The sequence below is a fragment of the Pseudoleptotrichia goodfellowii genome (assembly GCF_007990505.1).
Classification (GTDB): Bacteria; Fusobacteriota; Fusobacteriia; order Fusobacteriales; family Leptotrichiaceae; genus Pseudoleptotrichia; species Pseudoleptotrichia goodfellowii.
The window spans coordinates 1,346,720-1,364,834 of record NZ_AP019822.1 but is presented as its reverse complement, the minus strand read 5'-3'; the positions used below and the strand labels follow the sequence as shown (position 1 = coordinate 1,364,834).

Sequence of the window (18,115 nt, the reverse complement as noted above, 5' to 3'; positions counted from 1 at the left end):
AAGGTTTGGAAGCGTTCGGAGCAACAAAACGAATGATTATCAGAGAAAAAGAATTAATAAATAATATATAAAAATATATAAAATATATAAAATTGAGAAAACACCTTTAAAATATTTAACATTTGCGAAAAAGTTAGTATTTAGAGGTGTTTTTTTGAAAAATAAAGTATTGAAAAATAATAAAATATGTTATAATATGCATATAGAAAATTAATTTTAATGATTGAATATTAAATAAGAGGAGAAGAATAGTGGAAGAAACTAAAACATTGCTGAAAATTAACAACTTATACACGAGTTTTCGTATTAAGGATGAGTATTATCCGGCAGTTGATAATGTTACTCTCGATTTGCAGAAAAATGAGATATTGGCAATAGTCGGAGAGTCAGGCTGCGGAAAAAGTACACTGGCAACGTCGATTATAGGACTTCACAATCCGATAAATACAAAATCGGAAGGGGAAATTCTTTATAAAGGAAGAAATCTCCTGAAATTGACTGAAAACGAATATAACGATGTAAGGGGAAATGAGATAGGAATGATATTTCAGGATCCTTTGTCGGCTTTAAATCCTTTGATGAGAGTGGAAGAACAGATAGAAGAAGGCTTAATTTATCATACTAAACTGAATAAAGACGAAAGAAAGAAAAGAGTACAGGAATTACTTGTGCAGGTAGGTATTCCAAAGCCTGAAAGAGTTGCAAGACAGTTTCCTCATGAATTGTCGGGAGGAATGCGACAACGTGTTATGACTGCCATTGCACTTTCATGTAAACCTGAAATTATAATAGCTGATGAGCCTACAACGGCACTTGATGTTACTATACAGGCACAAATACTTGATTTGTTGAAATCGTTGCAGGAAGAAATACAGGCAGGAATAATACTTATAACTCATGATTTGGGAGTTGTTGCCGAAATGGCGGACAGAGTTGCGGTTATGTATGCAGGACAGATTGTGGAGATAGCTACTGTAGACGAATTGTTTAATAATCCGAAACACCCGTATACAAGATCGCTGCTTAATTCAATACCTCAATTAGACAGTGAAACTGACAAACTGCACGTAATACAGGGAACAGTTCCTTCTTTGAAAAATTTGGAAAGAAAAGGATGCAGATTTGCTCCGAGAATACCTTGGATAAAAGAGGAAGAACATGAAGAAAATCCTGAATTGCATGAAATTTCACCGGGACATTTTGTAAGATGTACTTGCTGGAAAAACTTTTATTTTAAAGAAGATGAAAGTAATGAGAAAAATATAAACAATTTGAAATCGGAGGAAGTATAAAATGATTGAAATAAAGAATTTGAAAGTCCATTATCCGATTCGTGGAGGGTTTTTCAATAGAGTAGTTGATCATGTCTATGCAGTAGACGGAATAGATCTGAATATTGAAAAAGGAAAAACATACGGTCTTGTAGGAGAATCGGGATCGGGTAAATCCACTATCGGAAAAGCTATTATAGGGCTTGAAAAAATAAAAGACGGAACAATAAAATATGAGGGCGAACTTATTTCAAAAAAAATAGGAAGAAAATCCGATTACAGTCAGAATGTTCAGATGATATTTCAGGATTCGCTGTCAAGTTTAAATCCTAAGAAAAGAATAATCGATATTATTGCAGAGCCGTTGAGAAATTTTGAAAAATTAACGGAGCGTGAAGAAAAAGCGAGAGTAATGGAACTACTTGAAATAGTAGGAATGACAGAAGATGCGTTATATAAATATCCTCATGAATTTTCAGGAGGACAGAGACAGAGAATAGGAGTTGCCAGAGCGGTAGCAATAAAACCGAAACTTATTATCGCCGATGAGCCTGTTTCGGCACTGGATTTGTCGGTTCAGGCACAAGTATTGAACTATATGAAAGAGATTCAGAATCAGTTCGGACTGAGTTATCTTTTTATATCTCATGATCTTGGAGTGGTAAAACACATGTGCGACCATATTTCCATAATGTACAGAGGACGTTTTGTGGAAACGGGAGAAAAGAAAGATATATATGAAAATCCGCAACATATTTATACAAAAAGGCTGATTGCGGCTATTCCCGAAGTAAATCCTAATCATCGGGAAGCCAATAAGCAGAAAAGACTGGCAGTAGAAAAAGAATATAAGACAAATGAATTGGAATATTATGATGAAAAAGGAAAAGTATACGATTTGAAAAAATTATCCGATACGCATTATGCGGCATTGGCACATGAAGTAAAAGGAGGAGAACAGTAAAATGTGGAAAACGGTATTAAGAAGAATATTGGTAATGATACCTCAATTATTTATATTAAGTATATTAATATTTATACTGGCTAAAAAAATGCCGGGAGATCCTTTTACAGGGTTAATCACACCTCAAACAAGTCCCGCAGTATTGGAAGAATTAAGAAGAAAAGCAGGATTTTATGATCCGTGGCATGTTCAATATATAAGATGGATGACAAGAGCTTTTAAAGGTGATTTCGGATTAAGTTATGCTTATAAGTTGCCTGTCAGTACGTTAGTAGGACAAAGGGTAAACAATACTTTTATATTATCACTTTTAAGTATGATACTTACATATTCAATAGCGATACCTTTGGGAATGATAGCAGGGAGACATCAAAACTCGTTAATCGATAAAGGAGTTACTTTTTACAATTATGTGAGTTATGCAATACCTACATTCGTTTTATCACTTATTATGGTGTGGCTTTTCGGGTATACTTTAGGATGGTTTCCGACAACAGGGTCTGTTACTATAGGGCTGACACCGGGTTCATTCAAGTACTTTATAGACAGGTTACACCATATTATGCTTCCGGCTATAACTTATGCACTGTTGAATACAACCGGAACAATACAATACTTGAGAAATGAAGTTATTGATGCGAAATCTCTTGATTATGTAAAAACTGCAAGAAGTAAGGGTGTACCTGAAAATGTAGTTTATTCAAGACATATATTCAGAAATTCGATTTTGCCGATAGCTGCATTTTTCGGATATTCAATAACAGGATTATTAAGCGGTTCGATATTTATTGAAATGATATTCAGCTATCCGGGAATGGGTAACTTATTTATATCATCTATTTCTACAAGAGATTACAGTGTAGTTACGACATTGATATTATTGTTCGGATTTTTAACATTATTGGGAAGTTTATTGTCGGATATTATCTTAAGTATAGTAGATCCGCGAATAAGAATAGAGTAGGCGGTGTAAAATGAGTAAGAAGAAAAAAAATGATAATCAAAATATAGGTGAAAAACCTACAGGAATAAGTATTATATTAAGAGAGTTAAAAAAAGACAAACTGGCAATGGGCTCGGTAATATTGCTTGTAACATTGTTTGTAATTATATTTGTGAGTGCAGCTCTTATAAATCAGGAAGACGTTATGAAGATAAGTTTGCTTGATAAATATGCCAGACCGGGAGAAGGATTCTGGCTTGGAGCCGATTATGGAGGACGTGATATTTTAGGACAGCTTATAATAGGAGCAAGAAACTCTATAATTATAGGATTTACGGTAACAGTATTGACTTCAGGATTAGGTATTATAGTAGGGCTTATAGCCGGATATTACGGCGGAGTTGTAGATGATCTTATAATGAGATTGATAGATTTTATTATGATTTTGCCTACACTGATGCTTGTAATAGTATTTATAACAATAGTTCCGAGATATAATATTTTTACATTTATTATGATAATGAGTGCATTTTACTGGGTAGGAACTGCAAGACTTATAAGAAGTAAGGCTTTGTCCGAAGGAAGAAGAGATTATGTTCACGCTTCAAAAACTATGGGAACGAGTGATTTTAAAATAATATTCAGAGAAATGCTGCCGAATATAAGCTCCATTATTATAGTGGATTCAACATTGGCTTTTGCAGGAAATATAGGAATAGAAACAGGATTAAGTTTCTTAGGATTCGGATTACCGCCTTCAATTCCAAGTTTGGGAACGCTGGTCGGTTATGCTACAAACCCTGAAGTGTTGTCTTCAAAGCCTTGGATTTGGATGCCGGCATCAATATTAATACTAGTAATGATGTTATGTATAAACTATGTAGGACAGGCACTTAAAAGAGCCGCAGATGCAAGACAAAGATTGGGATAAATATAGAATAAATAATTTTTATAAATTTATAAAATAAAAATTGGAGGTAAAATGATGAAAAGAACAGGAACTATTTTAGTTCTATTTGTTTTAATGTTATTGACAGCTTGCAGTCCAGGCGAAAGAAAAAGCCAAGGAGGAGGCGAAAAAGCCGATACTTCAAAGTTTCCTGTAGAAACTTCCAATAATGCTCCTGCAGTAAAAGATGCGGTACTGAAAGTGGCAGTTGTAAAAGATTCTCCTATTGTAGGGTTATTTAATCCGGTATTATATGAAGATGGTCCGGATGGATATATATTGGAAACATTCTTTAATAGTCAAATCTTTGATGTAGATGAGAATTTTGAGGTTACAGATACAGGAATGGCTACATTAACAGTAGACGCTTCGAATAAAAAGGCAACAATAAAAATAAAAGACGGAATAAAATGGTCTGACGGTCAGCCTTTGACTGCAGATGACGTAATATACGCTTATGAAGTGGTAGGAAATAAAGATTACACAGGAATAAGATATAATGATGAAGACTTAAAAATAGTAGGTATGAAAGAGTATCACGAAGGAAAAGCACCTAATATTTCAGGATTGAAAAAAATAGATGATAAAACAGTAGAAGTATCATTTACAGAATTAGGACAGGGTATTTATACTGTAGGAAACGGACTTCAGGGATCGGCATTGCCTAAACATTATTTAAAAGATGTACCTATAAAAGATCTGCCAAAATCTGAAAAATCAAGAAGTAAAATAGTAACTTTGGGTGCATACACTATTTCCAACTCTGTTCAGGGAGAAAGTCTGGAATTAAAAGCTAACGAGTATTATTTTAAAGGAAAACCGAAAATAGAAAAAGTAGTAGTTCAGGTTGTAGGTTCTAATACAATATCAACAGCTCTAAAATCCGGAGAATACGATATGGTTATTCAAATGCCTAATGAGCAGTACAAAGTGTATAAAGACTACGATAACTTGGAAATATTAGGAAGACAGGATTTATACTATTCATATATGGGATTCAAAGTAGGGCATTATGATAAAGTAAAAGGAGAAAACATAACAGATCCTAATGCAAAAATGTCAGATGTAAGATTAAGACAGGCTCTTGCTTACGGACTTGACAAAGATCAAATGGTAAACGCTTTTTATGACGGTTTAAGAGAAAGTGCAACATCATCAGTACCGCCTGTTTATAAAAAATATTTCTCAAAAGACATAAAAGGTTATCCTTATGATAAAGAAAAAGCTAAAAAATTACTTGATGAAGCCGGATATAAAGATAAAGACGGTGACGGATTTAGAGAAGATAAAGACGGAAAACCTTTTGAAGTCAGAATAGCTGCAATGGCACAAGGGGATATAGCTGAACCATTGGTACAATTTTATATCCAACAATGGAAAGAAATAGGAATAAAAGCTGTATTAACTACAGGAAGACTTATAGAATTTAACAGTTTTTATGATAAAGTTCAGGCTGATGATCCTGAAATAGATGTGTTCTTTGCTGCATGGACAGTAGGAACGAACTTAAATCCTATAGAAGGTGCAGGAAGAAAATCCCAATTTAACCTTACAAGATTTGTTTCTGATGAAAATGATAAATTAATGGCTGAAGTTGCGAGTCCTAAAACATTGGAAGATCCTAACTATAAAGCCGAAGCATATAAAAAATGGCAGGAATACTATATAGATCAAGCAGTTGAAGTGCCTCTAACTTATAGATACAGAGTAGTACCTGTAAATAAAAGAGTAAAAAATTATTATATAGGACTTGATGAAGCTACAAAAGGTGAAGGAATACATAAATGGGAATTGACGGCTAAAGAGCCTATAAAAGCAAGTAAATAAATTTAAAAGAAAATTTATAATTAAAAATTTTGGAGGTAAAGCAATGAGAAAAATCGGAACAGTAATGACTTTGTTTATTTTAATGCTGCTAATATCATGCGGACCGGGGAAAAAGAGGAGTAATGCAGGGGACGAAGCAGTAGATGCTTCAAAATTTCCTATAGAAACATCCAATAAAGACGCAGCAGTAAAAGATGCGGTCTTAAAAGTAGCTATAGTTAAAGACTCGCCTCTTGTAGGAGTATTTTATGAGGAACTTTACTCAGACGGATTTGACGGAAAAATAGCGGAAACATTTTTCAATAATCAAATATTTGAAGTAGATGAAAATTTTGAAGTTACAGATACAGGAATGGCTACATTATCAGTAGATGCTGCAAATAAAAAAGCAACGATAAAAATAAAAGACGGAATAAAATGGTCTGACGGGCAGCCTTTGACTGCAGATGACGTAATATATTCTTATGAAGTAGTGGGAAATAAAGATTATACAGGAATAAGATATAATGATGATTCTACAAAAATAGTAGGAATGAAAGAATATCATGAGGGAAAAGCACCTAATATTTCAGGATTGAAAAAAATAGATGATAAAACTGTAGAAGTTTCGTTTACAGAATTAGGACAGGGAGTCTACACTTTAGGAAACGGACTTCGTGGAACAGCATTACCTAAACATCATTTGAAAGATGTACCGATAAAAGATTTGGAAAAATCGGAACTTATAAGAAGTAAAGTAGTAACTTTGGGAGCATACAGTATATCCAATTCGGTTCAGGGAGAAAGTTTGGAATTGAAAGCAAACGAAAATTACTTTAAAGGAAAACCGAAAATAGAAAAAGCAGTAGTTCAGGTTGTAAACTCCAATACAATATCTCAGGCTTTGAAGTCGGGAGAATATGACATGGCTTTAAGAATACCTACAGATCAGTATAAAGTATATAAAGACTATGATAACTTGGAAGTATTGGGAAGACAGGAATTATACTATTCTTACATGGGATTCAAAGTAGGTCATTATGATAAAGAAAAAGGAGAAAATATACCTGATCCCAATGCAAAAATGGCAGACGTAAGATTGAGACAGGCTCTTGCTTACGGACTTGATGTGGATCAGATGGTTAAAGCATTTTATAACGGATTAAGAGAAAGAGCAACATCATCAGTACCTCCGATATTTAAAAAATATTTCTCAAAAGATATAAAAGGATTCCCTTATGATCCTGAAAAAGCTAAAAAATTACTTGACGAAGCGGGATATAAAGATGTAAACGGTGACGGATACAGAGAAGATAAAGACGGAAAACCTTTTGAAGTGAGAATTGCTTCAATGGCAGGCGGAGATATAGCTGAACCGTTAGTACAGTTCTATATCCAACAATGGAAAGAAATAGGGATAAAAGGAGTGTTATCTACAGGAAGACTTATAGAATTTAACAGTTTCTATGAAAAAGTAAAAGCTGATGATCCTGAAATAGACGTATTCTTCGCTGCATGGACAGTAGGAACAAACTTAAACCCTATAGAAGGTTCAGGAAGAAAATCAATGTTTAACTATCCGAGATTTGCTTCTGATGAAAATGACAAATTAATGGCGGAAACTGCAAGTTCTAAAACATTGGAAGATCCTAATTATAAAGCCGAAGCATATAAAAAATGGCAGGAATATTTTATACCTCAGGCAGTTGAAGTACCTTTAACTTACAGATATGAAATGGTACCTGTAAATAAAAGATTGAAAAACTTCTATATAGGATTTGATGAAGCTACAAAAGGTGAAGGAATACATAAATGGGAATTGACAGCTAAAGAACCTATAAAAGCAAGTAAATAATTTTGTATAAAGACCTATATATAATATATATAAAATTTATATAAAAAATATAAAATATACAAAAAACGGAATAATTAAAAGAAATGTCGATAAAATAAGGCTTATCGGCATTTTTTTATGAAATAAAAAAAGATTGATATAATGTATGGAAAGTGATAAAATTAATTAACAAAATCAATAAATAAAACCGGAGGTAGGACAGTATGAAGATGAAGAATGCAGGGTCGACATTAATTATGGTTATTATGTGTATATTAATGGTAGCTTGTGGACCGGGAAATAAAAAGAGTAATGCGGAAAAGGATGCGGTAGATGCTTCAAAATTTCCGATTGAAACATCGAACAATGATCCCGCAGTGAAAGATGCGGTATTGAAAGTGGCTATAGTTAAAGATTCGCCACTTGTAGGAATTTTTTATTCAGAGTTGAATAAAGACGGATATGATCAGGATTTAGTCAGTTCCTTTTTCAGTAACTCAATATTTGATGTAGATGAAAATTTTGAAGTTACAGATACAGGACCGGCTACACTGACAGTGAATGCACCGAATAAAAAAGCGACAATAAAAATAAAAGACGGAATAAAGTGGTCTGACGGTCAACCTTTGACAGCAGATGATGTAATATACTCTTATGAAGTGATAGGAAATAAAGATTATACAGGACCGAGATATGACGATGATTCTGTAAAAATAGTAGGAATGAAGGAATATCACGAGGGAAAAGCAAATACTATATCGGGATTGAAAAAAATAGATGATAAAACGGTAGAAGTATCTTTTAATGAATTGGGACAGGGAGTCTACACTATAGGAAACGGACTTCAAGGGTCGGCATTGCCTAAACACTATTTGAAAGATATACCGATAAAAGATTTGGAAAAATCGGAAAAAGTAAGAAGTAAAATTATAAGTTTGGGAGCATACAATATAGTTAATGCAGTTCAGGGAGAAAGCCTTGAATTGAAAGCCAACGAATATTACTTTAAGGGAAAACCGAAAATAGAAAAAGTAATAGTTCAGGTTGTAAACTCCAATACAATAACAGCGGCATTAAAAGCCGGAGAATATGATATGGTTATACAAATGCCGTCGGATCAGTACAACATTTACAAAGATTACGATAATTTACAAATATTGGGAAGACAGGAATTGTATTATTCTTATGTAGGATTTAAAATGGGACATTTTGATAAAGCAAAAAATGAAAATATAACAGATCCTAATGCAAAAATGGCAGATATAAGATTGAGACAGGCACTTATTTACGGACTTGACGTCAATCAAATGGTAAAAGCTTTCTACGGAGGATTAAGAGAAAGAGCAACGTCGTCAGTACCGCCTGCATTTAAAAAATATTTTTCAAAAGATATAGAAGGATTCCCTTATAATACCGAAAAAGCTAAAAAACTCCTTGATGAAGCGGGATATAAGGATGTAAACGGTGACGGATACAGAGAAGATAAGAACGGAAAACCTTTTGAAGTAAAAATCGCAGCAATGGCAGGTGGAGATATAGCTGAGCCGTTAGTACAGTTTTATATCCAACAATGGAAAGAAATAGGAATAAAAGGAGTATTAAGTACAGGAAGACTTATGGAGTTCAACAGTTTTTATGAAAAATTAGAAGCTGATGACCCTGAAATAGATGTGTTCTTTGCCGCATGGGCAGTAGGAACAAATCTGAATCCTGTAGAAAGTGCAGGAAGAAGATCACAGTTTAATCTCACAAGATTCGGCTCTGATGAAAATGATAAATTAATGGCTGAAACTTCAAGTCCGAAAACTCTTGAAGATCCTAATTATAAAGCCGAAGCATATAAAAAATGGCAGGAATATTATATAAATCAGGCAGTAGAAGTACCTTTGACTTACAGATATGCGATAATCCCTGTAAACAAAAGGGTAAAAAACTATTATATAGGACGTGACAGTGCTAAAAAAGGTGAAGGAATACATAAATGGGAATTAACGACTAAAGATCCGATAAAATCAAGCAAATAAATATATTAAAATCAATAAATAAACTGGAGGTAGGATGGTATGAAATTGAAAAATGCAGGTTCAGTGCTGATTATGATTATTATGTGTGTGTTGATGACGGCTTGCGGGCCGGGAGAAAAGAAAAGTAACGGAGGAAACGGAGATAAAAAAGAATTTAAGTTTCCGACAGAAACATCTAATGACGGTAAAGCCGTTTCGGGAGGAACACTTAAAGTTGCCATGGTTAAAGATTCACCTATTGTAGGAATATTTAACTATGCAATGTATAAAGACGGATATGACGGAGATATTCTGGACTGGTTTGTAGGCGGTTATATTTTAGACATCGATGAAAATTTTGAAGTTACAGATACAGGTATTGCGACATTGGCTGTGGATGTTCCGAATAAAAAAGTAACGATAAAAATTAAAGACAATATGAAGTGGTCTGACGGACAGCCTGTAGTTGCAGATGATGTTATATATGCTTATGAAGTTCTTGGAAATAAAGATTATACGGGAATAAGATATAATGATGAAAGTACAAAAATAGTAGGAATGGAAGAATATCATGCAGGAAAAACTCCAAATATTTCAGGAATAAAAAAGGTTGATGACAAAACTGTAGAAATTACCTTTAAGCAATTAGGACAGGGAATATACACTGCTACAACAAACGGACTGTTAAGATACGCTTTACCGAAACACTATTTACAGGATGTACCGATAAAAGATTTGGAAAAATCCGATAAAATAAGAAAAAATATAGTAACAGTAGGACCTTATACTATATCAAATTCTGTACAGGGAGAAAGTTTGGAACTGAAAGCCAATGAGCATTATTTCAGAGGAAAACCGAAAATAGAAAAAGTAATTATACAGGTAGTAAACTCTCAAACAATAGGAGCCGCTATGAAAGCCGGAGAATACGACATTGCTTTAAATATACCGACAGATCTGTATAAAACATATAAAGATTTTGATAACTTGGAAGTGCTCGGAAGACAAGAATTGTATTATTCTTATATGGGATTTAAAATGGGACATTTTGATAAAGCTAAAGGAGAAAATGTTGTAGATCCTGACAAAAAAATGAGTGATTTAAGATTAAGACAGGCGTTAGCATATGGAATAAGTACTGAAGAAATGGTAAATGCTTTTTATGAAGGGTTGAGAGAAAAAGCTACTTCTTCTGTGCCGCCTGTATTTAAGAAATATTATCCTAAAGATTTCAAAGGATTTGAATACAATCTGGAAAAAGCTAAAAAGCTTTTGGATGAAGCAGGATACAAAGATGTGGACGGTGACGGATACAGAGAAGATAAGAATGGAAAACCTCTTGAAATAAAAATAGCTGCAATGTCGGGAGGAGATATAGCAGAACCATTAGCTCAATATTATATCCAACAATGGAAACAGATAGGGATAAAAGGGGTACTTGCAACAGGAAGACTTATAGAGTTTAACAGTTTTTATGATAAAGTGGAAGCTGACGATCCTGAAATAGATGTATATTTCGCTGCATGGGGAGTAGATACGGATCCTGATCCATATGGAACGGCAGGACGTAAAGCAATGTTTAACTATACAAGATTTGCTTCTGACGAAAACGATAAACTTATGGCTGAAATTGCAAGTCCGAAAACTTTGGAAGATCCTAATTATAAAGCCGAAGCATTGATAAAATGGCAGGAATATTACATAAATCAAGCAGTAGAGGTGCCTTTGACTTATAGATATCAGTTGTATCCGGTAAATAAAAGAGTAAAAAACTTTTATGTGGGATATGATGCTGAAAAATTAGGAAAAATGGTACATTTGGTAGAATTGACAGCTGATGCACCTATAAAAGCGAAAAACTAAATAATGAATAGTTATGTTGTCTTGCGAAGAATAATATTTTGAATTTTATATTCTTTGCAGTGTCATACTTCTTACCCGTATTTTTGTATTAAGTTATGAAAATACGGGTTTTTTAAAAATAGGAAGGCTTTTCAGTTTACACTACAGTAAACATTTAAAAATTGAAAAAATAAGAAAAAAGTTGTAAAATAAGGAAAATAAAACTAGGGGAGAAAAAGTATGGGAGAACTGAGAAAAACACTTGAAAGTCGCCTTCTTACAATGAATGAATATTTTGGAGAAGCGATTAAGTTATTAAAAAAAGTTTGGGAAAAGAAAAGGTATTATTAACAGCCGTGTTTGTATTGGAATTTTACTTTTTTTAATCATTCAGACGGTTATAATAATTTTTCAAATAATGCTGCAGGCAATTATTTATCTGAATGTGGAATATATGGACAGAAAAAAACGATAATAAAGAATTAATAACAGAAACAGAAGATACAGGAGATAATAAAAAGAATTTAATAGAATAATTCTGCTTCGACTATTGACAAATATCGTATTTTATATTAAAATTAAAAATATTGTAATCATTACAAAATTAAAAAAATTATATATAAATTAGGAGGAAAAATGGACTTTAATTTGAACTTGGGAGCATTGGAAGAAGGAAAATTAAAAAAAATAGATGAAAATGAATTATATGATGTAATTGTAGTTGGAACAGGACCTGCAGCGATGTCGGCTTCTATTTATGCTGTAAGAAAAGGACTTTCTGTAGCACAGATAGGACTGAAAGTAGGAGGACAGATATTAGATACAAACGAAATTGAGAATATAATAGGAACTCCGAAAACTACAGGTTCCGAATTTGCAGCGGCAATGGAAAAACACATGAAAGAATACGAAATAGCCTTTAAAGAAGGACATCTTGTAAAAGAAATAAAAGAAGACGGAAAAGATAAAGTATTGGTAACTGATGACGGAAAAAGTTACAAAACAAAAACTGTAATAATAGCTACAGGTGCAGAATGGAAACAGTTGAATATTCCGGGAGAAAATGAATACGTCGGAAAAGGAGTACACTACTGTTCTACATGCGACGGACCTTTCTATAAAAATCTTGATGTAGCAGTTATCGGAGGAGGAAATTCGGGAGTGGAAGCTGCTCTTGATTTAGCAGGGATAGCAAAACATGTTACATTATTGGAGTTTATGCCCGAATTGAAAGCGGATATGGTTTTGCAAAACAAATTATCCGAAAGAGACAACATAAAAGTTATTACAAATGCTCAAACTACATCAGTTGAAGGAACTCAATTTGCAGAACACTTGAAATATCTCGACAGAGCAACTAATACTGAAAAAGATTTGAAAATAGACGGCGTTTTCATAGAAATAGGATTGTCGCCAAAAAGCGGATTGGTTAAAGGTTTGGCAGAATTAAATAAAATGGGAGAAATTATAATAGACGAATATAATATGACAAGCAATAAAGGGATTTTTGCTGCGGGAGATGTTACTGCCGTTAAGCAGAAACAAATAGTTGTGGCAATAGGAGAAGGAGCGAAAGCGGCACTTGGAGCTTTTGAATATATAATTAAGAAATATTAGTTTAAAATATTCCTTTAAATCATGCATAGAATTTTTATTAAAATAACTTGTTTATTATGAGTTAATGTAGTAGAATATAGAAAAGATTTGAAGGGAGAAATAAAATGGAAGAATTGAAAAAATCATTATCAGGTAAATATCTGGAAATGGGAGAGTATTTTAATAAAGCTTTTGAACTGTTTCCTAAAGTAATGCAAAAAGAAGTTATATTAGTAGGAATTATGGTATTATTGAGTATTACTACATTTTTTACCATAAAAACTCCTCTACGTTATATAATTCCTGTGCTTTCAGGATTTGTTACATCATTATTGTTGCAAAAGGTAATACATTCTATTGATAAAGTCGATGATTTAAGTTTTGAGGAAGAAAAATCAAATAATAATACGATGAAGTGTATTGTTATTGCTTTACTTCAGGGGATTCAGGGATTAAATCTTATATTTATAATTTACAGTCTAATATACCCTTATTTTGTTGCTTCATATGTTAGTGAAAATATGACTTTCAGTGAAACTCATAAATATGCAGGAATAATATCTTCAGGAAATAGACTTAGAATAATTTTACCCGGATTTATAATAGCTATATGTAGTGGGTTAATAATAACACCTGTAGTTTATATTTCGGTAATAGGTCCTATAATCTCAGGAATAGTTTCAACGGTAGTCTCGATATTATTTGTATCAATCCATAGTATCATATATCTAAACGTAAAATATATGAACGAAAAGAATAATAACAATAATCAAAATATAATAGAAATTAAATAGTAGAAACATAATATTAGAACTGCTCTCTTTTTGAGAGCATTTTAAAATTTGAAAGATAAAAAGTATCGGAGAAAAGAAAATGAATTTATTTGAAAATTTATATGATGAAAAAAAACCGCTGGCATTCAGATACAGACCTAAAACTCTGGAAGATTTTTACGGGCAGGAAAAAATTGTAGGAGAAAAGGGAGTTTTAAGAAAAATTATTGAAAAAGGAACTTTTATGAATTCAATATTTTGGGGTTCTCCCGGAACAGGAAAAACAACTCTTGCCGAAATTATCGCAAATAGAATGAATTATAATTATGAATATTTGAATGCTATAAAGTCTTCGGTTTCGGATATTAAGGAGTTGTCCGAAAGAGCAAAAAGAATATTCGGGATTGAAGGAAGACAGACTCTACTATTTTTCGATGAAATTCACAGATTCAATAAATTACAGCAGGATTCTCTGCTTCAGGATTTGGAAAACGGAAATATTATTCTGATAGGAGCTACTACCGAAAATCCTTATTACAGTTTAAATAATGCTCTTTTATCAAGATGTATGGCTTTTGAATTTAAAAAACTGAGCAAAGAAGATTTATTTAAAATTTTGAAAAATATAAATGAAAAAGAAAAATTCAATTTTTCCGAAGAAATTCTCGAATATATTTCGGAGATAATAGAAGGGGATGCAAGACAGGCTATAAATGTTCTGGAATTACTTTCAAATACAGGAGTAAACTTCACTTTGGAAGAAGTGAAAGAATTTTTGAATACAAAAAAATCTTATCATAAAACCGAAGATAAGTACGATACGATTTCGGCAATGATAAAAAGTATAAGAGGAAGCGACCCTGATGCTGCAGTTTACTGGATTGCGAAAATGCTGTCGGGAGGGGAAGATCCGATGTATCTTGCCCGACGGCTTGTAATACTTTCATCGGAAGATATAGGACTTGCAAATCCTCAGGCTTTGGCGATAGCCACTGCAGGGATGCAAGCGACGAAAGAAATCGGAATGCCCGAAGCCAGAATAATTTTGTCGGAAGTGGCTATTTATTTGGCATTATCTCCTAAGAGCAATTCGGCTTATTTAGCTATTGACAATGCAATTAGTCACATTGAAAACGATAAGATTCAGGAAGTTCCCAAACATTTGACAAAACTTGGAGCTAAGGATTATAAATATCCTCATTCTTATCCTGAACATTTTGTAAAACAGGACTATATGACAAAAAAAATAAAGTTTTACGAGCATGGAGATAATAAATTTGAGAATGCGGCAAACGAGAGATTGGAGAAGTTGTGGGGTAAGAAGTAGGAAAAATTATAAAAAGTGTTACTTAGATATAAAAAAACACGTTTTGAGAGAAAATTGACAACGGTGGTAAAATAAAGTATACTCTTAATGTAAACTTTAAAGTGTTAAAAATTAAATAAGTTTACAATGAATATATATTATTAAATAGGAGGTATCAGGAATGGGATTTAGTAAGGAATATAAGAATGAAATAAAAAACTATATTATTGAAATTATAGACAAAGGAGAAAATCCTTATCAAAAAGTCCCTGATAAGTACCAAGTAAGCCGTCAAACACTATCTAAGTATATAAAAGAATTTTTGAAAGCAGATATAATTGAAAAAAAATCTAAAAATATTTTTGAATTAAAAAATTATGTAAGTTTTTCTGAATTATTGAAAAATAATAAATTAGAAGAAGATATTATTTATGAGAAGCTGATATCCAAGTATGAAAAGGAAAAAAAAGAAAATGTAATACGTATTTTAAACTACGCTTTTACTGAAATGTTGAATAATGCTATAGAACATTCTAGCGGAAAAGAAATAAGTATTCTGTATGCTGAAAATTATAAAAGAATTTTCATATGTATAGAAGATAACGGGATAGGGATATTTAAAAAAATAAAAGAAAGTCATAATTTAGAAAATGAAAATCAGGCAATTTTTGAATTGCAAAAAGGAAAATTAACTTCAGACATTAAAAGACATAGTGGAGAAGGTATATTTTTTGTATCAAAAGTAGTAAATTTTTTTAGAATAAAGTCATTTGATAAAGAATTTCATACAGGAGATAAACACAACATTTATAGTTTCGAAAAAATTCAAAAAGACAAGCAAGTGAAAGGAACAGAAGTTCTTTTTATCATAGAAAAAGATACAGATAGAGAAATATCCGAAGTATTTAAAGAATATACAAATGATTACATATTTGATAAAACAACTATAACAGTGCATCTGGCTAAGGAATATCTGGGGCAAAAATTTATATCACGATCGGAAGCAAGGAGAGTATTGTTGAATGTTGATAAATTTAAAACTATAGTTTTAGATTTTTCAATGGTAGAAAATATAGGGCAGGGATTTGCAGATGAAATATTCAGAGTTTATGCTGATAAAAATCCGAATATAACAATATTACCGATAAATCAAAATGAGAATGTGGATTTTATGATAAAAAGAGCATTAAATTCAAAAAATACGAAATAAATGTAAAGGCTGCTTTAAAATAGAATATTTTTCTATTTCTTACAGCCTTTTCTTATTTTATAACAACAACCTTGTTATTTTCGATTTTAATATCCTTTATCATTTGAAATTTCTCAACCTGTTTTAAATTTAACAGTTCCTTTTTCTCCAGTTGACCGAAAGCGAAGTTTAAAACAGTTCTTATAATAGGCTTTTTATCCATATCTATTTCTTTGCCTTCTTTTGTAACTTTTATCAACTTAAAATCATTCAGATAAAGTTTGGCATCCATTAAATCATATTTCAAATCAGTTTCAAAAGTCATAGTTCCGCTGATTTTATCATTTAAGGCATCATTCATATAATCGGCTTCTATAATTAACTTATCATTTTCAAAATGAGATTTAGGATTGTATAACTTTATTTTTCCTAACGGATAGGATTTTTCCATAGGAAATTTTGAGTTTACTGCTGCCTGAATCATTGAATTAGGGACTTTTACCTGATTCTGAAAATATAAATAAGTTCCTCCTCCTATTAGTAAAACAAGCAGAAATACTATTAATTTAAAAAAATTTTTCATAATTCACCTCACTGATTGTATGTTATGGCTAATAGTATCATTAAAAACTTTTAGTGTTCTTAGAAAATGTATAAAAATAGGATATTAAAAAAATGAAATTTTTTTGTAAGATTATCAAAAATTGTGATATAATAAACAAATGAAGAGAGTCTCGAAAGGGGAAAAAAATTATGGAAAAAAATGTCAAAAAACAGCTTGTTATAATAACAGGAATGAGCGGTGCAGGAAAGTCTCAGGCTATGGATTTTTTTGAAGACAGAGGATATTTCTGTATTGATAATTTTCCTTTAAATTTGTTTCAATATCTGAACGAAATATTCATAAGCAGTGAAAAAAGAGATAAAGTTGCAGTAGCTATTGACATAAGAAATCAGGAGTTTATAACTCAGTTTCATAAACAGATGAAACTTTTGGACGATTTGAAAATAGATTATACGATAATTTATCTGGATGCCAGAACTGATGTACTACTTAGCAGATACGAGCTTTCCAGAAGAAAACATCCGCTTAATGAGCATGACACGCTTTTGGAAAACATAGAAGAAGAAAGAAATATTATAAAAAATTTTATGCTTAAAGCGGACATAATAATTGATACAAGTTCTACTACAGTAAAAGAATTTCAGGAAATTTTACAAAAAGAATTTTCGGGAAAAATGACTAAATTAAGTATAAATTTGACTTCTTTCGGTTTCAAATACGGTATTCCTTTGGATATGCACTTAATGTTTGATTTAAGATTTTTGCCGAATCCTTATTATATAGAAGATTTGAAGAAAAAAACGGGAAATCATCCCGATGTCAGCAATTATGTAATGGGATTGGAGGAAAGTCGGGAATTTTATAAAATTCTTTATGATATGCTCGTTTATTTGATACCGAAATATGAAAAGGACGGGAAATCCCATTTGAGAATAGGTATCGGATGTTCCGGAGGACAACACCGTTCGGCAACATTTGTAAACAGACTGTATGAAGATTTATCAAAGAGATTTGATTATAAAATTACGAAATTTCATAGGGAAGTCGGAGATGAACTTGAAATAAGCTAAAATT

The 18,115-nt window shown here is 32.2% G+C and carries 14 protein-coding genes; 13 read left to right on the top strand and 1 reads right to left on the bottom strand.

Going from position 1 to position 18,115, the window contains the following annotated elements:
* Positions 1-251 precede the first annotated feature (251 nt).
* The 12 genes from FVE72_RS06705 (at position 252) to FVE72_RS06650 (ending at position 16,497) form a co-directional block, all read left to right on the top strand.
* The gene (locus FVE72_RS06705; protein WP_026737748.1) at positions 252-1,292 is read left to right on the top strand and encodes an ABC transporter ATP-binding protein; all 1,041 of its coding nucleotides are present in this window, start codon (positions 252-254) and stop codon (positions 1,290-1,292) included.
* Between the two features lies 1 nt (position 1,293).
* A complete protein-coding gene (locus FVE72_RS06700; protein WP_026737747.1) occupies positions 1,294-2,235 on the top strand; it encodes an ATP-binding cassette domain-containing protein in 942 nt (313 codons plus the stop codon).
* 1 nt (position 2,236) lies between these two features.
* The gene (gene opp4B / locus FVE72_RS06695) at positions 2,237-3,199 is read left to right on the top strand and encodes an oligopeptide ABC transporter permease (RefSeq protein ID WP_006806754.1); all 963 of its coding nucleotides are present in this window, start codon (positions 2,237-2,239) and stop codon (positions 3,197-3,199) included.
* A 10-nt stretch (positions 3,200-3,209) separates the two neighbouring features.
* Positions 3,210-4,109: an ABC transporter permease gene (locus FVE72_RS06690; RefSeq protein WP_006806815.1), complete on the top strand. Its 900-nt coding sequence runs from the start codon at positions 3,210-3,212 to the stop codon at positions 4,107-4,109.
* Positions 4,110-4,160: 51 nt separating this feature from the next.
* Positions 4,161-5,954, top strand: coding sequence for an oligopeptide ABC transporter substrate-binding protein (locus FVE72_RS06685; RefSeq protein WP_232049426.1), 1,794 nt, complete (start codon positions 4,161-4,163; stop codon positions 5,952-5,954).
* 43 nt (positions 5,955-5,997) lie between these two features.
* Positions 5,998-7,788: an oligopeptide ABC transporter substrate-binding protein gene (locus tag FVE72_RS06680; protein WP_006808395.1), complete on the top strand. Its 1,791-nt coding sequence runs from the start codon at positions 5,998-6,000 to the stop codon at positions 7,786-7,788.
* A gap of 203 nt (positions 7,789-7,991) precedes the next feature.
* Positions 7,992-9,791, top strand: coding sequence for an oligopeptide ABC transporter substrate-binding protein (locus FVE72_RS06675; protein WP_026737745.1), 1,800 nt, complete (start codon positions 7,992-7,994; stop codon positions 9,789-9,791).
* Positions 9,792-9,830: 39 nt separating this feature from the next.
* The gene (locus FVE72_RS06670; RefSeq protein ID WP_026737744.1) at positions 9,831-11,633 is read left to right on the top strand and encodes an oligopeptide ABC transporter substrate-binding protein; all 1,803 of its coding nucleotides are present in this window, start codon (positions 9,831-9,833) and stop codon (positions 11,631-11,633) included.
* Between the two features lie 615 nt (positions 11,634-12,248).
* Entirely contained in the window at positions 12,249-13,229 is a 981-nt protein-coding gene (locus FVE72_RS06665; protein WP_146966487.1) for an FAD-dependent oxidoreductase, read from the top strand.
* Between the two features lie 104 nt (positions 13,230-13,333).
* Entirely contained in the window at positions 13,334-14,002 is a 669-nt protein-coding gene (locus tag FVE72_RS06660; protein WP_026737743.1) for a hypothetical protein, read from the top strand.
* 79 nt (positions 14,003-14,081) lie between these two features.
* On the top strand, positions 14,082-15,308 hold the full coding sequence (locus FVE72_RS06655; protein ID WP_026737742.1) for a replication-associated recombination protein A: 1,227 nt from the start codon (positions 14,082-14,084) through the stop codon (positions 15,306-15,308).
* Between the two features lie 160 nt (positions 15,309-15,468).
* On the top strand, positions 15,469-16,497 hold the full coding sequence (locus FVE72_RS06650) for an STAS-like domain-containing protein (protein ID WP_026737741.1): 1,029 nt from the start codon (positions 15,469-15,471) through the stop codon (positions 16,495-16,497).
* A 52-nt stretch (positions 16,498-16,549) separates the two neighbouring features.
* On the opposite strand, the gene FVE72_RS06645 is transcribed toward FVE72_RS06650, so the two are convergent.
* On the bottom strand, positions 16,550-17,059 hold the full coding sequence (locus FVE72_RS06645; RefSeq protein ID WP_006807574.1) for a DUF1439 domain-containing protein: 510 nt from the start codon (positions 17,057-17,059) through the stop codon (positions 16,550-16,552).
* Positions 17,060-17,229: 170 nt separating this feature from the next.
* Between FVE72_RS06645 and rapZ the strand changes: the two genes are divergently transcribed.
* Complete coding sequence (gene rapZ / locus FVE72_RS06640) at positions 17,230-18,111, top strand: RNase adapter RapZ (RefSeq protein WP_026737740.1); 882 nt, start codon at positions 17,230-17,232, stop codon at positions 18,109-18,111.
* The last annotated feature ends 4 nt before the right edge of the window (positions 18,112-18,115 follow it).

What these genes read in the sequence shown, in the direction of transcription:
- FVE72_RS06700 (WP_026737747.1), top strand. Translation starts at nt 1,294, where the DNA reads ATGATTGAAATAAAGAATTTGAAAGTCCATTATCCGATTCGTGGAGGG.
- opp4B (WP_006806754.1), top strand. Translation starts at nt 2,237, where the DNA reads ATGTGGAAAACGGTATTAAGAAGAATATTGGTAATGATACCTCAATTA.
- FVE72_RS06690 (WP_006806815.1), top strand. Translation starts at nt 3,210, where the DNA reads ATGAGTAAGAAGAAAAAAAATGATAATCAAAATATAGGTGAAAAACCT.
- FVE72_RS06685 (WP_232049426.1), top strand. Translation starts at nt 4,161, where the DNA reads ATGATGAAAAGAACAGGAACTATTTTAGTTCTATTTGTTTTAATGTTA.
- FVE72_RS06680 (WP_006808395.1), top strand. Translation starts at nt 5,998, where the DNA reads ATGAGAAAAATCGGAACAGTAATGACTTTGTTTATTTTAATGCTGCTA.
- FVE72_RS06675 (WP_026737745.1), top strand. Translation starts at nt 7,992, where the DNA reads ATGAAGATGAAGAATGCAGGGTCGACATTAATTATGGTTATTATGTGT.
- FVE72_RS06670 (WP_026737744.1), top strand. Translation starts at nt 9,831, where the DNA reads ATGAAATTGAAAAATGCAGGTTCAGTGCTGATTATGATTATTATGTGT.
- FVE72_RS06665 (WP_146966487.1), top strand. Translation starts at nt 12,249, where the DNA reads ATGGACTTTAATTTGAACTTGGGAGCATTGGAAGAAGGAAAATTAAAA.
- FVE72_RS06660 (WP_026737743.1), top strand. Translation starts at nt 13,334, where the DNA reads ATGGAAGAATTGAAAAAATCATTATCAGGTAAATATCTGGAAATGGGA.
- FVE72_RS06655 (WP_026737742.1), top strand. Translation starts at nt 14,082, where the DNA reads ATGAATTTATTTGAAAATTTATATGATGAAAAAAAACCGCTGGCATTC.
- FVE72_RS06650 (WP_026737741.1), top strand. Translation starts at nt 15,469, where the DNA reads ATGGGATTTAGTAAGGAATATAAGAATGAAATAAAAAACTATATTATT.
- FVE72_RS06645 (WP_006807574.1), bottom strand. Translation starts at nt 17,059, where the DNA reads ATGAAAAATTTTTTTAAATTAATAGTATTTCTGCTTGTTTTACTAATA.
- rapZ (WP_026737740.1), top strand. Translation starts at nt 17,230, where the DNA reads ATGGAAAAAAATGTCAAAAAACAGCTTGTTATAATAACAGGAATGAGC.